Source organism: Escherichia sp. E4385, from assembly GCF_963883145.1.
Taxonomy (GTDB): domain Bacteria; phylum Pseudomonadota; class Gammaproteobacteria; order Enterobacterales; family Enterobacteriaceae; genus Escherichia.
The window spans coordinates 331,795-348,152 of sequence record NZ_CAWOOJ010000002.1 but is presented as its reverse complement, the minus strand read 5'-3'; the positions used below and the strand labels follow the sequence as shown (position 1 = coordinate 348,152).

General features: G+C 52.0%; 4 protein-coding genes. All 4 read left to right on the top strand.

Annotated features, from left to right (window positions below; translation table 11 throughout):
* Positions 1-106: 106 nt before the first annotated feature.
* The 4 genes from AACS80_RS04045 to AACS80_RS04030 are packed head-to-tail and all read left to right on the top strand — an operon-like array spanning position 107 to position 16,336.
* A complete protein-coding gene (locus AACS80_RS04045; RefSeq protein WP_138183666.1) occupies positions 107-2,965 on the top strand; it encodes a DEAD/DEAH box helicase in 2,859 nt (952 codons plus the stop codon).
* Between the two features lie 2 nt (positions 2,966-2,967).
* Entirely contained in the window at positions 2,968-7,884 is a 4,917-nt protein-coding gene (locus AACS80_RS04040) for a class I SAM-dependent DNA methyltransferase (protein ID WP_138183665.1), read from the top strand.
* Positions 7,884-14,225 carry a DEAD/DEAH box helicase gene (locus AACS80_RS04035; protein WP_138183664.1) on the top strand — a complete coding sequence of 2,114 codons (6,342 nt, stop codon included), beginning with the start codon at positions 7,884-7,886 and terminating at the stop codon, positions 14,223-14,225. The genes AACS80_RS04040 and AACS80_RS04035 overlap by 1 nt, the downstream gene beginning before the upstream one ends.
* Positions 14,222-16,336, top strand: coding sequence for a UvrD-helicase domain-containing protein (locus AACS80_RS04030; RefSeq protein WP_138183663.1), 2,115 nt, complete (start codon positions 14,222-14,224; stop codon positions 16,334-16,336). The genes AACS80_RS04035 and AACS80_RS04030 overlap by 4 nt, the downstream gene beginning before the upstream one ends.
* Positions 16,337-16,358: the final 22 nt, after the last annotated feature.

The following is a 16,358-nucleotide window of genomic DNA, read 5'->3' as shown; positions in this document are numbered from 1 at the left end:
GGGGGCCTTCATGATATCTTTAAGGCCCTCTTTTTTATCGCAGTGTGCCGCGCCACATTTTTCAGGATGACGTTACCGCCACTGCCCCAAATAGACAGAAAAACCGATGAATAAGCAAAATTATGCACCTGGTATGCGGGTGGTTATTCGTGATGCCGAATGGCGTATTCGCCGGGCGGATGACAGTGGTGATGGTGGGTATTTGCTGACCTGCGATGGTATTTCAGAGCTGGTGCGCGGTAAAGAAGGGTTATTTCTGACCAAACTGGAACAAAAAGTAGAGATCCTGGATCCCGCAAAAACGCATTTGGTGGAAGATGAATCCGCCAATTATCAGGCGGCGCAGTTGTATATCGAAAGTCAGTTACGCCAACGCGTACCGACAGACAGTAAAGTCCATTTTGGTCATCTGGCGGCGATGGATTCCATGCCGTTTCAGCTCGATCCTACGCGGATGGCGCTGGCACAGCCGCGCCAGCGGATACTCATTGCCGACGCTGTCGGTCTGGGTAAAACGCTGGAAGCCGGTATTCTGGTTTCGGAACTGATCCGTCGTGGGCGCGGAAAGCGAATTCTGGTTCTGGCGGTTAAATCGATGCTGACACAATTCCAGAAGGAGTTCTGGAGCCGTTTTGCGATCCCATTGACCCGCCTGGATTCTGCTGGTTTACAAAAGGTGCGTAACCGCATCCCAACCAACCACAACCCTTTCCACTATTTTGACAAGACCATTATCTCCATCGATACGCTGAAACAAGACATTGAATATCGTCACCATCTGGAAAATGCCTGGTGGGATATTATTGTCATTGATGAGGCCCATAACGTCGCAGAACGTGGAACCAGTTCGTTACGCAGTAAACTGGCAAAACTGCTCGCCGGGCGCAGCGATACGCTGATTATGCTTTCAGCAACGCCCCATGATGGTAAAGCTGAAAGTTTTGCCAGCCTGATGAACATGCTTGACCCGACGGCGATCGCCAACCCGAAAGAGTATGAATACGCCGACTTTGCCGATAAAAATCTGGTTGTCCGTCGCTTCAAAAAAGACGTGAAAGATCAGATGTCCGGCGAGTTCCCCGAGCGCAATATCGTTAAACTGACTCGCCTGGCATCCGGTGCCGAAGAAGAAGCATACCGTCGCCTGGTTGAGAGTCAGTTCCGTGATGATGACGATGAACAAGCCCAGTCTAACAAAGGTCGTCTGTTCAAGATAACCCTCGAAAAAGCGCTATTTTCCAGCCCGATGGCGTGTGCCAGCGTAGTGGCTAATCGTCTGAAGCGTCTTGAGAGCCGTAAAGATCATAATAGCCAGAGCCAGATCAACGAACTGGAGTCATTGCTGTTGGCGCTGAATAACATTGATGCCAGCCAGTTCAGCAAATACCAGTTGCTGCTCGACACCATCCGTAAAGACCTCGCCTGGAAAGCCAATAACACGGAAGATCGCCTGGTGATCTTCACCGAAAGCATTAAAACGCTGGAGTTCCTCGAACAGCAACTGCGAGCGGATCTGAAATTGAAAGATGATCAGATCGCCACGCTGCGCGGCGATCAGGGCGATACGGTGTTGATGGAAACCGTAGAAGCCTTTGGTAAAACGCAGTCGCCGTTGCGTCTTCTGGTTTGTTCGGATGTGGCATCTGAAGGGATCAACCTGCATCACCTTAGCCACAAAATGATTCACTTTGATATTCCGTGGTCGTTGATGGTATTCCAGCAACGTAACGGGCGTATTGACCGCTATGGGCAAAAACATCAGCCCCAAATCCGCTATCTGCTTACCGAGGCCAGCGAACCGCAGATCAATGGCGATATGCGCGTACTGGAAGTGTTGATCAACAAAGACGAACAGGCGCAGAAGAACATTGGGGACAGTTCGGAGTTTACCGGCAAATTTACCCAGGAAGAGGAAGAAGAGCAGGTTGCAGAGTTCATGATGCAGGATGATGGTGCCAGCCTGTTTGATCAACTGCTGAACAGCAACGTCTCGGAAAGCGCCGAACACGATCTGTTTGGCGAAATATGCAGTGCGGTTTCCAGCGATGCCTCAATGGTCACCGAAACAGACACCAGCTTGTTTGCCAGCGAACAGGCGTACTGTGAAAGAGCATTGGGTTACCTGAAAGCCAGTGGTCAAACTATCCAGTATGAAACCTTGCCTGATAATACCTTGTCGCTGGTGGCACCGGAGGAGTTACGCCGCCGCTTCAATCAGCTACCGCCTGAAATCGCCCCGGAGAACTGGCAGCTCTATTTAAGTCAGGATAAAGCCGTCATCACCGATGCGATTGCGCGCGCTCGCGGTGAGCAACATGCCTGGCCCGATGTGCAGTATCTCTGGCAAATCAACCCGGTAGTGCAGTGGCTGGACGATAAAATCTCTTCGGCTTTTGGTCGTCATCAGGCTCCGGTTATCCGGCTGCCATACCTGCTTGAACCCGATGAAGATCACTTCATTCTTTCCGGGTTATTCCCGAACCGTAAATCACATCCGATGGTGAACCCGTGGATAGTGGTGAGCTTTAACCGTGAATCGCTAATCGGTAGTCAGCCATTTGCTGAGTTTTTACAACGTCATCCGCAGTTGAGTCACAAGCTGACTAACAGCGGCGGTAAAGATCGTAATCACCAACGCCAGCAGGATTTACTGGAAGCGGCTATTGCTCATGCCCGGGAGGTATTCATCCATGATCGGAATGCGTTTGAAACGCACATTAACCAGCAACTGAATGAGCATCTGCAAAAGCTGGACGTTTTGCGTGGGCGGCAGTTGAGCCAACTTGAGCTGGATTTTGCCGATAACAAACAGCAATTGTCAGTTAAGCAGAGCCGTAAAGAGCAGAGACAACGCGAAATCGAACACAATTTTGACAGCTATATCGAATGGATTGAGGACACCATGACGACTGAAAAAGAACCTTACATTCAGGTAATTGCTGTTATCACCGGAGCGGAGGGTTAATCATGGCGCTGGTCGGTATTAATAACGAAAACGAATTTTACTCTAACCATTATTTGGGTGAGGTTTTCACCAGTGATATCCGCGATGTGCTGGAACCCTGGATAGCCCAGGAAAATGCAGCGCGTGAAGCGGAGCGTGCCGCTCGTGAACAGGGCAAAGACGTGGAGCCGGGATACCGCGCTCCGTGGAACCAGTTTAACAGTCTGGCGACTGAGTTTTTCCGCAAACTTGCCGAGCACGAAAAACAGCGTCAGATCCCGCAGCGTCTGGCCGATCAACGTAATCGCTGGCAGCCATTGCTAAAGGCGCTGGGCTACGAAATTACGCCGCAGATCCAAATGCTGGATGACGATACACCACTGCCGGTACTGGCGCGTTACAACAGCACTGACGGTAGCCCGTGGCTGTGGATTGTTGAAGCACACGATCAGGAAGAGGGAACGCTGGATCCGCTGGCGCTCTCTTTACTGACCGCGCAATTCCCGGCGGATACCGACAAACATAAGCGCGACAGCCTGCGCAAAAAAGCCAACGGTGAATATCGCAGCTGGCAGGATCTGCTCTCTACGGCGGTCTTCACCCAAAATGAACCGCCGCGTTTTGTGCTGCTGCTCGGTAACCGTCAGCTATTGTTGTTGGACCGTACTAAGTGGGCGCAAAACCGTCTGCTACGTTTTGATTTTGAAGAGATTTTAAGTCGTCGTGAAACGGATACGCTGAAAGCGACGGCAGTGTTGCTACATAAAGATTCTCTGCTGCCGGGCAGTGGGGCACCTTATCTTGACTCGCTGGATGACAATTCGCACAAACATGCGTTTGGTGTTTCGGAAGATCTGAAATATGCCCTGCGCGAAAGCATTGAGTTGCTGGGCAACGAAGCGATGCATTATCTGATCGACCGTGGCCTGGCAAACTATACAGGTAATCGTGCGGTGGATCCGGATGAACTGAGCCGCGAATGTCTGCGTTACATGTACCGCCTGCTGTTCCTGTTCTACATTGAAGCGCGCCCGGAGCTGGGTTATGCGCCAATGACCGCCAAAACCTATCTGCAAGGTTACAGCCTGGAAACGTTGCGCGATCTGGAGATGATCCCGCTGACCAGCGAAGAAGATCGCAACGGGCGCTACTTCCACGACAGCCTGAATATGCTGTTTAAACTGGTGCGCGAAGGCTACAACGGCGGCGTGAAAATGCAGAGTGACCTGGAGAGCGGCGACCGGATCACCATCCATAGTCATCAGTTCAGCGTCCCGCGTCTGGAAAGTCATCTGTTTGATGCCAACAACACGCGCATTCTTAACCGCGTGGTATTCCGTAACGAAACCCTGCAACAGATTATCCAGGCGATGTCGTTAAGCCGCCCGACCAAAGGGCGCTTTAACCGCCGCGGACGTATTTCTTATCGCCAGTTGGGTATCAACCAGTTGGGTGCGGTGTATGAGGCGCTGCTCTCCTATCGCGGATTCTTCGCCAGCGAAGATCTCTACGAGGTGAAGAAAGCCGGGGAAGAGTTTAACGAGCTGGAGACGGGTTACTTCGTCAGTAAGGATGAGATTGGCAAATACCACGAAGACGAGAAGGTCTACGAGAAAGACGGCAGTCTGCGCATTCACCGCAAAGGCAGTTTTATCTACCGTATGGCCGGGCGCGACCGTGAGAAATCTGCCTCTTATTACACCCCGGAAGTGCTGACCCGCTCACTGGTTAAATATGCCCTGAAAGAACTGTTTAAGGAGCAGATTGATCCCATTAGCGATCCGCACGCCAAAGCCGACGCCATCTTAAACCTCACCGTGTGCGAACCGGCGATGGGCAGCGCGGCGTTCCTTAACGAAGCCATCGACCAGCTGGCGGAAGCGTATCTGTTCCACAAGCAGCAGGCGGAAGGTCGCCGTATTCCGCAGGATCGTTACACCCAGGAGTTACAGCGGGTGAAAATGTACATTGCCGACAACAACGTTTTCGGCGTGGACTTAAACCCGGTGGCGGTGGAACTGGCGGAAGTGTCGCTGTGGCTGAACGCCATTAGTGGCGATGCGTTTGTACCGTGGTTTGGTTACCAGCTGCACTGCGGTAACTCGCTGGTGGGCGCGCGCCGTCAGGTGTTCAACAAGAGTGAACTGACCTACAAAAAAGCCAAAGATCCTAGCTGGCTTAACAGCGAGCCGGTCGAACTGGCGATGAACACGCCGCGTGAAGAGACGCAGATTTTCCACTTCCTGCTGCCCGACGGCGGTATGGCTAACTACAGCGATAAAACTGTTAAGCAGCGTTATCCGGATGACTTCAAAGCGCTGGACAGCTGGCGCAAAGAGTTTATTAAAAGCTTTGCCGGGCATGAGATTGCCGATGTGCAGCGTATCAGCGAAAAGGTGGAAGCTCTGTGGAACACTTATCGCCAGCAACTTAAAGCAGAACGTCTGAAAACCGCCGACAGCTACCCGGTGTGGCCGGCAGAAAACAGCGAGCAGACGCGTTCTTCGCTGAGCAGTAAAGATGAAACCTTTAGTGGTCGTCTTGAAGATAACAGCGCCTACCAGAAGCTGCGTTGGGTGATGGACTACTGGTGCGCGCTGTGGTTCTGGCCGATCGACAAAGCCGATGAGTTACCGGATCGCGGCACCTGGTTGTTTGAGATTGAAACCCTGCTCGACGGGATTGTGATTACGGAAAAAGTCACTGAAGTTGCGGAGCACACCACCGGCGATCTGTTTGCTGAAGAAGGCCTGCTGCGAGAAGAGTCTTCGCTGTTTTCCGTTGCAGGTCGTCTGAAAACTGAGGTGTTGTTCCGTCATTTGCCGCGTCTGGCGATTGTCGATGCCCTGAGAAAGCAGCACCGTTTCTTCCACTGGGATCTGGAGTTCTGCGACCTGTTTGCCGAGCGCGGCGGTTTTGACCTGATGCTCGGAAACCCACCGTGGCTGAAAGTGGAATGGCAGGAAGCGGGCGTGCTGGGTGATTACGAGCCGGAATTTGTGCTGCGTAAGCTGAGTGCATCGAAGCTGGCAACGTTGCGTGTTGATACCTTTAACCAGATCCCGGCACTGGAAGCGGCCTGGCGCAGCGAGTATGAAGGCTGTGAAGGGATGCAAAACTTCCTCAATGCGCAGCAGAACTACCCGGTACTGCGCGGGATGCAGACCAACTTGTATAAATGCTTCCTGCCGCAGGCCTGGCGCCTGGGGGCAGAGAAAGGCGTGGCAGGGTTCCTGCACCCGGAAGGGATTTATGATGACCCGAAAGGCGGGCAATTACGTGCGGCGGTATATCCGAGGCTGAGGGCGCATTTTCAGTTTCAGAATCAGCATATGCTTTTCCCAATTGGTCACAGGGTTAAATTCAGCATTAATATTTATACGGCTTCACAGAATCAATTTGTCGGCTTTATCAATATTGCTAACCTTTTCTCAGCCAAAACGATCGAGCTTTGCCTTGCGCATGATGGTTCCGGTGAAGTTGGCGGCATTAAAGATGACGAAACAGGTTCTTGGAATGAAGCGGGGCATCAAAGCCGTATTTTGACCGTTGGAATGGAACGGCTTGCACTATTTGCCACTCTTTATGATGAAGAGGGAACGCCGGCTCTTGAAGCTCGACTCCCTGCGCTTCATGCTGAACCTCTTGTTTCTGTACTTGAAAAATTCGCTAAGCAACCTAAACGGCTGGGGGATTTGCAGGAGCAATATTTGTCTCTTGAAATGTGGCATGAAACAAATCAACAAAGTGATGGCACAATCGAACGGCATACCCAATTCCCGGAAGACGCATCCCAATGGATTTTGTCTGGTCCGCACTTCTATGTTGGAACACCGCTTTATAAAACGCCGAGAGAAATTTGCACAGAGAAAGGACATTATGACTGCCTGGACTTGCTAACTCTGCCCGACGACTATCTGCCGCGCACTAACTACATTCCAGCATGTGATGCACAGGAGTATGCAAAGCGCACTCCACGGGTGTCGTGGAAAGAACAGGATGAAGACGAGCCGAGGAAGGTGACGGATTATTATCGTTTGGTTTATAGAGCAATGATTGGGTCGGCTTCGGAAAGAACGTTGTCATGTGCGCTCATTCCCTGCACTGTTTCACATGTAAATAATGCCCGTACTTATGTCTTTAGATATAAAAATGATCTGTTAAGTATTGCTGCTTGTCACTTTTCACTGCCTTTTGATTTCCTTTTAAAATCAACTGGTAAACAGAATCTACACAATACATTGGATGAGTTTTCTTTTGCAGAATTTAATAACATAAGTTTGATTCAGCTTTCGGTAAGGGTTTTAACTTTATGCTGTATCACGAATAGTTATGTTGATCTATGGGATAAAACATTCACCCCAGACTTCAACACCCAGCGCTGGAGCCGCGATCTCCCGCAGCTCCCCCAGGATTTCTTCGCCAATCTGACCCCAGAGTGGCAGCGTAACTGCGCTTTACGCTCCGACTACAGTCGTCGTCAGGCTCTGGTGGAAATCGACGTGCTGGTGGCACAGGCGCTGGGGTTAACCCTCGAAGAGCTGCTTACCATTTACCGTGTACAGTTCCCGGTGATGCGCCAGTACGAAGCGGACACCTGGTACGATCAAAACGGTCGCATTATCTTTACCCCAAGCAAAGGGCTGGTGGGCGTTGGCTTGCCTCGCACCGCGCGTAAAGCTGACCTGAAAAACGGCTTTGTCTTTAACGTCGACAGCCCGGAGTGGACCGGCGGTGACTGCACCGATCAAGCTATCGGTTGGGATGATGTCAAACATCTTAAAACCGGTACCGTCAGCGTCACCTTTGATGACTATACCCGCAGCGACGAAGGTGAGCGCCGTACCGTCACCTGGCAGGCTCCGTTTATCAAGCCAGATCGCGAAGACGACTACAAAGTGGCCTGGGCGTTCTTTGCACAAGATAAGGAGAGCGCCTGATGCTGCCGTCCGTTGTCAGTCGGCAGGTCGCCGACAGCGTTGCCGCCTTTTTACGGGCGGCGTTCCCGCTAAACAGCCCGCTGTTTAATGGTGAAGAAAACAATAACGTCTCGATGCTGGAGCAATTTCTGGCCCAGCCGGAAACGCTGCTGAAAGGGCCGTATCTTTCCGCTCAGCTGCCGTTTCGTAAAAGTGACTTACCGCTGAATTTCTTCCCTAATCTGACGCTGCCGTTCCCGCCGCACGCGCATCAGGCCCGGGCATTTCAGCGTCTGGGAAGCGACGCGCCACAGCCGACGCTGGTCGCAACCGGTACCGGCTCCGGTAAAACAGAATGTTTTATGTTCCCGCTGCTCAACCACTGCGCGGGCGCGTCACAAGCCGGGGTTAAAGCGATTATCATCTACCCGATGAACGCCCTGGCAACCGATCAGGCCAGCCGTTTCGCCAAAACCATCGCCAGCGATCCACAACTGCATGGCAAGGTGACCGTCGGCCTGTTTGTCGGCGACAGCGAAATCGAACCCAGCAAAAAAATGTCGGCAGAAAAGGTCATTACCTGCAAGCCCACGCTGCGCGAAAGCCCGCCGGACATCCTGTTGACCAACTACAAAATGCTCGACTACCTGCTGATGCGCCCTGGCGATCAGCCGCTCTGGCGTTACAACCAGCCCGGTTCATTGCGTTACCTGGTCGTGGATGAATTGCATACGTTTGATGGCGCGCAAGGGTCGGATCTGGCCTGTCTGGTGCGACGTCTGAAGCATCACATAGGTGTAGATAACCAACGATTCGCCTGCGTCGGGACATCAGCTACCGTCGGCGACGAACTGGGGCAACTGCTCGATTACGCAAAAACAATCTTTGACCAGCCGTTTACCGATGACGCCGTTATTCGCGAAGATCGCTACACGGCAGCGGAGTACTTGCAGGATTACGCCATTGCGTACAGTCAGTATCCGGGGCCGGAGGTCGCTTCGGCCCTGGACCCGCAGGGTTACGCTACCCCGGTGGCGTATCTCAACGGGCAAATCCCTTTGTGGTTCCCCGACAGCGGCTTGCAACTCCCGGACGATCTGGAGAGCGATGACGGGCGCGAAAAGCGTATTGCGCTGGGGTCACTGTTACGCCGCCACAGCGTGATGCATGTCTTACTCCATGATCTGCAAGGCGGGATCCTCTCTGAACGAGAGTGTCTGGAAAATCTCCAGGTCATGCTGGCAGAAAGCGCCGACCATGCCCGACGCGTGCTGCAAAGCATTCTGGCGCTGATCGCACAGGCACGTCTCGAAGTACCGGAAACGGAACACGATCGGCAAAAACGTCTCCAGGCGAAGAAAGCGCGCCCGGTGCTGCCGTTTGTTCAACTGCGCTCCCAGTTGTGGCTTCGTGAGATGCGTCGTCTGGTCGCCAGCGTGGCGAAAACGCCCCGACTGGTGTTTGCCGATGATGTGGCGGTGGAAGACCGCGAACACTATTTGCCGGTTATCCACTGCCGTGACTGCCACGCAACTGGCTGGGCCAGCCTGCGTCATGGGCAAAGCGTTCAGCTGGAAACAGACCTCGACGGCATTTATCGCCAGTTCTTTGAAAAAGGACGCTCCATCGTCCTTGCTTTCCCGGATAACAACGAAAAAGCGGTCAGTGGCGCACACCAGAAACTGTGCCCTACCTGCCTGAAACTGAACCGACAGTCCAGCGTCCAGTGTGGACATTGCGGTCATACGGAACTGTTGCAGGTACTGATCCCGGATATGCTCAAAGAGCGTAAGGACGAGCTGGAGTTTGCTAATGAATGCCCGTACTGCAACAGCAAACAGGGGATTTCGATCCTGGGGTCACGGGCTGCCAGTCTGTCGGCGGTGATGATTCACCAGCTTTATGGCAGCCAGTTCAACGAACATAAAAAGCTGATTACGTTTTCTGACTCGGTACAAGACGCCGCGCATCGTGCCAGCTTTTTTACTGCCCGAACCTGGCCGCTGATGATTCGTGGGCAAATCGCCAGGGTTCTTGGCGAAAAAGAGACATTACCGCTGGATGCGTTCGCGGCGCGTGTTTGCCAACAAACGCGTGAACGTTCACCGGACGATGCTCATTTTGCAGCGAACTTCATCGCACCAAATATGCAGTGGCTGAATGATTATCAGACGCTGAAAAATGAAGGCAAACTGGCGGAGAACTCCGATCTGCCGGCGCTGGTTTCCCTGCGCCTCGACTGGGAGGTGTACAGCGAATTTACCCTACGCGCGCGTATCGGACGTACGCTGGAAGCCACCGGTTATGCCGTTGCCGGAGTGGATAAAGATCGCTTTAATCCGGCAATTACCGCCCTGCATCAACAGCTTTGTGAAGAGCTGGGTGATGAGATGTCCGGTGTGAGCGTCGAGCAGGTAGCGCACCTGGCGCTGGGGGTTATCTGGTATCAACGCCAGGCCGGGGCCGTTATGCATCCGGCGTTCGAAAGTTATCGCCGTGATGGCACGACCTTTATGATGACGCAAAAAGAGCGTACCTCGCGCTATATGCCTTCTATCGGTCCGAAAACACGTAAACCGGCTTATGCCTCGTTTGAAAAAATTAATGGTTTCCATCGCCTGATTGGCGCGAAGTCTAACCCCAGTTGGTATCAGCATTGGATCAATCGCACGCTGAGTAACGGCAATAATCTGTTTATCAGTAGCGTTGCGGAAACAGTGTTACGACGCCTGTTTACGGCGTTGAAAATAGCCGGAGTTGTAAAAGATTTTGACACCAAAGGGCGTGAAGCCTGGGGACTGGTGCCTTCTGCGCTGGTGGTGAGCCGTGACGTCGTTCAGCTTAATTGCTCATGTTGCCGTGAGGTTGTCCGGGCTCCGGCCGATCAAGGCTGGCAGTGGCGTAATGCGCCTTGTCTCTCTTTACGTTGTGAAGGTCGTTACCAGGAAGTGGACAATACGGCGACCTGGCGTTGGGAGAACATGGACATCGCGCGCGTACAGGGCGCAGAACACACGGGGCTGCTTAGCCGTGAAGATCGCGAAGCCACCGAAAAATCGTTCTACCGCGGCAACCAACCGTGGAATATCAACCTGTTGTCGGCAACACCGACGCTGGAGATGGGTATTGACGTTGGGGATCTTTCCACCGTTTTACTCTGTTCTGTCCCTCCTGCTCAGGCCAACTACTTGCAGCGTATTGGTCGCGCCGGTCGTAAAGATGGTAACGCGTTAAACATTACCGTGGCAGAAGGGAACCCGCACGATCAGTTTTTCTTTGAAGAACCACTGGAGATGATGCAGGGCCAGGTGCAGGCTCCTGGCGTCTTCCTCAATGCAACGGCTATTCTCGAACGCCAGCTGGCGGCTTTTTGTATGGATAACTGGGTGAAAACCGGTGTACCAGAATCCGCTATCTGTAAAAACGTCAAACAGATGCTGGATGAGCTGGAGTTCGGGCGTAAATCGGGTTTTCCGTATAACTTACTGCGATATATCGAACAGCATCATGCGGAGATTGCTGCACAATTTACGGCGATCTTCCCCGATCTTGCCGCAGAAACTCGCCAACAGCTGTTGTCTTATCTTCAGGGCGCGCCAGGACAACGCTCTCTGGTGCAGCGTATCGAAGAGGCGTTAAAACTGCTGGTGGAAGATCGCAAATCTCTGCGTTCACGCATCGATAAACTCAAGCGCAGTATCGATAAGCTGGAGAACGCGCCGCGCGATCAAAACTTTGACAGCGATATGCGCGAGCTGACTTCGGAACGGCAGGCGCTGATGGCGCTGGTCAATCAAATCAACAATAAGCAAACGCTGAATTTCCTTACGGATGAAGGTCTGCTGCCTAACTACGCCTTCCCGGAAGCCGGTATTACGTTACGTTCTGTGCTCTGGCGGCGTAAAGAAGGCGGAGAAGCACGTGAATATCAAAACACCACTTTCGAATATGAACGTCCGGCATCAACGGCGCTGGCTGAGCTGGCTCCGCTGAATAATTTCTATGCTGGTGGGCATAAAGTTGAAATTGAGCAGATAGACCTGAAGGTCTCTGAGCCGGAGAACTGGCGTATCTGTAGCCACTGTAACTACAGCGAAAATATCGACCAGACGGGCGACCAGCATAAATATTGCCCGAAATGTGGCACACCGGGGTGGGCCGATGCCGGACAAAAAACCACGCTGCTGAAACTTCGCCAGGTTTATGCCCGCGCCAGCGCACGTGATAGCCAGATCAGCGACGAGAGCGACAGCCGTGAACCTGCTTTCTTCCAGCGTCAGCTATTGGTTAGCTTCGAAAAAGAGGATGTATCGGCGGCATACGCTATTGAGGAAGGCGAAGTTCCGTTCGGTTTTGAATTTTTAAGCAAAGTCACCCTGCGGGATATCAACTTCGGCAAAATGGCGGATGATGCCAATGAGTTGATGATTGCCGGAGAAGCGAAGAAGCGAACCGGGTTTAAAGTTTGCCTCGGGTGCGGCATGGTGCAGCGTCCTCGCGATCATGAACCACGTCATGATTTGAGCTGCAAATATCGCACGGAACCGGAAAAGGCGAAGTTCGAAGATTATCTCTACCTCTATCGCCAGCTGGAGTCAGAAGCGTTGCGTATTCTGCTCCCGGTAAGCAGTTACAGTAATGACCGTGTCGTGGAGGCTTCTCTTGGGGCGGCGATCCAGCTCGGCCTTAAGCATTACTTCAAGGGGAATGTCGATCACCTGAAAGGCGTTGTGTACCGCGAGCCGGAAAATGAAGGCGAATCCTGGCGGCAGTATCTGGTGATTTACGATACCGTCCCGGGGGGGACTGGTTCTCTTAAAGAGCTGATGCGCACTCCCGACAATTTGCTGAAATTACTTGAACTGGCCTATCAGGCGATAGTGGAATGCAGTTGCAACCATGATACGCATAAAGATGGTTGTTATCGTTGCGTTTACGCTTACCGTGACCGTGGGCGCATGAAGTATGTCTCCCGCGATCAGGCGCGTCTCTTGCTGGCGAAAATTTTGCAGGCAAGAGATTCAATACGGGTAATTGATTCCATCAAAAACATTTCCCTCGAAGCCATGATGGGCAGTGAGCTGGAAAAACGGTTTATTAGCTGCCTGCAAGAAAATAAAAACCTGATTGTCAGTCGCAGTTACGCGCATCAGGGCGCTGGGTGGATTATTAACACCCGCAGCGAACCGATGATGAGCTGGCATCTTAAAGCTCAGGTGGATTTAGGCGCTAAAGAGGCGGTGGGGATCCCTTGTCGCCCGGATTACGTGCTATATCCGCTTATGCAGTCTGACGCCATTAAACCGGTGGCTATTTTCCTTGATGGCTTTGCATTCCACAAAAATAGCGTCGCAGAGGATGTGCAAAAACGCCAGGCGATTCGGGATAGCGGTAATTTCTGGGTGTGGACAGTCACGTGGACCGATCTCAAAGAGCCTGGGCTTAAACATGTTCAGGATGTCCTGGGACTTGGGCATAACCCGGATATGAAACAGCCTAAGTTTTATAACCTGTTTCACGATACCAACTTTGCGGCCCTTGAAGCGTCGTTCCGGGAACGCAACAGTTTTGCACTGCTGCTGGATTATCTCGCCGATCCGGGAGGAAGAACGCAGTTATGGCAGAAAATGGCTGCTGCACATGCCTGGGTGTGGTTGGATGTGAAGAAGTCACAGGACGCGGGCACGAAACAAAAGTATGCCTATGAAATGCAGGAAAACGCGCCAGCCTGGCGGCTAGCAGAGCTTTTGCCAGACGAACCGTTTGTCTTTGGTGGTTTACTCGATAGCTGTAACTCATCGCAGCAATTTATTGAGCTGGCTTCGGTGTTACCACAACAAGCCATTAAACCGACGACCAGCGTCGCACAAATGCGCAGCTGGCTGCGTTTGCATATCTGTTTTGACGATCGCTATACGCAGGATGACGGTTATGAAGCGGGACTCAATGGCTTCTGGCGACTGGTAAACCTGTTACAGTTCCTGCCGGATATGACCTTTACCAGCCGTAAAGCCGTGCATTTACCGCAGGAAAGCGTTGACCCTAAAGTTTCGGCAACGCCAGAGGCAGTACCAGAGACTGACGAGAGTTGGGCTGAGATTATTGAGTTTGGCTTATTAAGCGCTGAAGAGATCGCGTTGCTTCAGTCTCATTCTCTCTCTGCGCCGACTCTCGGCTACGAATTGCAAAATGATGAAGGTGAAATTATTGCGGAAGCCGATCTCGCCTGGCCATCACAAAAATGGGCATTGATTATTGATAATCAAGAATTTATTCCATTATTCACAACCAGAGGTTGGCACGTTGCATTCGGGCCAATTGACGAAAATACATTGCAACATCTGTCCGGAGGTGACAAATGACGGTGCAAACGCCCAAGGTGGCACTTTCTGATGGTTTTCTGGCCGCATTCGCGCGGATCCCAAAAGCACAGCAAAAAAAGGTGCAGGAATTCATTTCAAAATTCCGTCAGGACCCGACCAGTAATGGACTTAACTATGAAAAGATCCACGATGCGCGCAGTAAAAATGTCCATTCGGTGAGAATCGATCAGACTTATCGCGGCATTGTTCTGAAACCTGAACAGGGTGCCCTGTATATGCTGATGTGGGTAGATAAACACGACGAAGCATACGACTGGGCGCGGCGGCATGATTGTTCAATTCACCCGGTTACCGGCGCGATTCAGGTCATTGATATTAGCTATATCAAACCGGCAGCGGAAGCGGTAGTTGATAAACCGAAACTCTTCGCAGCTTACAGCGCGGAACAGATTCTGGCCCTGGGCGTGCCGCCTGTCTTTATTGATCAGGTGATGGCGCTTACAGATGAAGCCGGGCTTAATCAACTTGAAAGCATAATGCCAGCAGAAGCCTGGGAACCTCTGTACTGGCTGGCAGAAGGGCTGGATTACCAGGAAGTGCTGGAAGAGTTTAACGATCATCGTGATGAGCCTGTTGATACCAACGACTTTATGGAGGCGATTGAACGAAGTAAACGTCGCTTCCATGTCGTTGAAAATGAACAGGAGCTGTTGCAGATGCTTAATGCGCCTTTAGAAAAATGGCGTGTATTTCTGCATCCGAGCCAGCGAAAACTGGTGGAGTCGCCCGCTAATGGTCCGGTACGAGTACTGGGCGGTGCAGGTACAGGGAAAACGGTTGTTGCGATGCACCGTGCGCGGTGGTTATCTCAGCGTCTGGCAGATAAACCCGGTAAGAAGGTACTTTTCACGACCTTTACGCGTAACCTGGCGGCAGATATTCGCGCTAATCTCCAGCGGTTGTGTACGCGAGAAGAGATGGCGCGTATTGACGTCGTTAACATTGATGCCTGGATGAGCGACCAACTAAAACGCCACGGTTATGATTTCCGCGTGGTATACGACAGCGATGAAGGGCGACGCAAATGCTGGAACTATGCCTTGCAGCAGGCACCTGCCGAACTGGGGCTACCTGACAATTTCTATGCTGAAGAGTGGCAACGCGTTGTCCAGCCAAATGCGGTTTACACCCGAGAGGAATACCTCAAAGTCAGCCGGGTTGGGCGTGGTACAGCGTTATCCCGTATTCAACGAGCGAAAATCTGGCCAGTCTTTGAAGAATTCAGAGCACAAATGGCGCGTGCCAAACTGCGCGAAATGGGCGATGCCATGCATGAGGCTATTGTTCTGTTTAAAGAAAAGCAGGTCCAACTACCTTATAGCAGTATTGTGGTCGATGAAGCTCAAGATATCGGTGCCCCGGCATTCACTCTTATTCGCAGCCTGGTTCCCGAGTCGCCCAACGATCTGTTTATTGTCGGGGATGGGCATCAGCGTATTTATCGCAATAAGGTCGTTCTTGGTCAGTGTGGTATTAACGTCCGTGGTCGTCGCAGTAAAAAATTGAAGATTAACTATCGGACCACAGAAGAGACGCGTCAATTTGCTGTTGGGCTGTTAACTGGTGTGAAGGTTGATAACCTCGATGGCGAAGCGGATACCAGTAATGATTATTTGTCATTACTGCACGGGGAAAAGCCCATGATTACGCATGCGGCAGATTTCAAAGAAGAGGCTGCAACGCTCGTCAAGCAAATTCAGGCATTGCTGGCGAATCAGGTTCGTTCTCAGGATATCTGCATTACTGCGCGTACTAAATATGCTTGTGACCGCTACGCATCAGCACTGAATGACGCCGGAATTGAGACATTTAATTTAGGCAATGATAGCGGTGACAGCGATGCACGCCCAGGCGTGCGGGTTGCAACGATGCACCGTATTAAAGGGCTTGAGTTCCAGTATGTGTTCCTGGTGGGGATTAACGAAGGCGTTGTGCCGGAAATAAAAGCATTAGCATCCGATGATCCCGTTGAACAACGTGATGCATTATTTAATGAGCGAGCGTTACTGCATGTGGCTGCAACCCGTGCCGTAAAAGGGCTGTTTGTTTCATCATCTGGTGTCCCTAGTCCGCTATTAGTGGCTGACTGATAACATGTCCGAAACAGACCAG

Bases quoted from the DNA above. Each gene is read 5' to 3' on its own strand.
- AACS80_RS04035 (WP_138183664.1), top strand. From the start codon at position 7,884: ATGCTGCCGTCCGTTGTCAGTCGGCAGGTCGCCGACAGCGTTGCCGCC.
- AACS80_RS04030 (WP_138183663.1), top strand. From the start codon at position 14,222: ATGACGGTGCAAACGCCCAAGGTGGCACTTTCTGATGGTTTTCTGGCC.
- AACS80_RS04040 (WP_138183665.1), top strand. From the start codon at position 2,968: ATGGCGCTGGTCGGTATTAATAACGAAAACGAATTTTACTCTAACCAT.
- AACS80_RS04045 (WP_138183666.1), top strand. From the start codon at position 107: ATGAATAAGCAAAATTATGCACCTGGTATGCGGGTGGTTATTCGTGAT.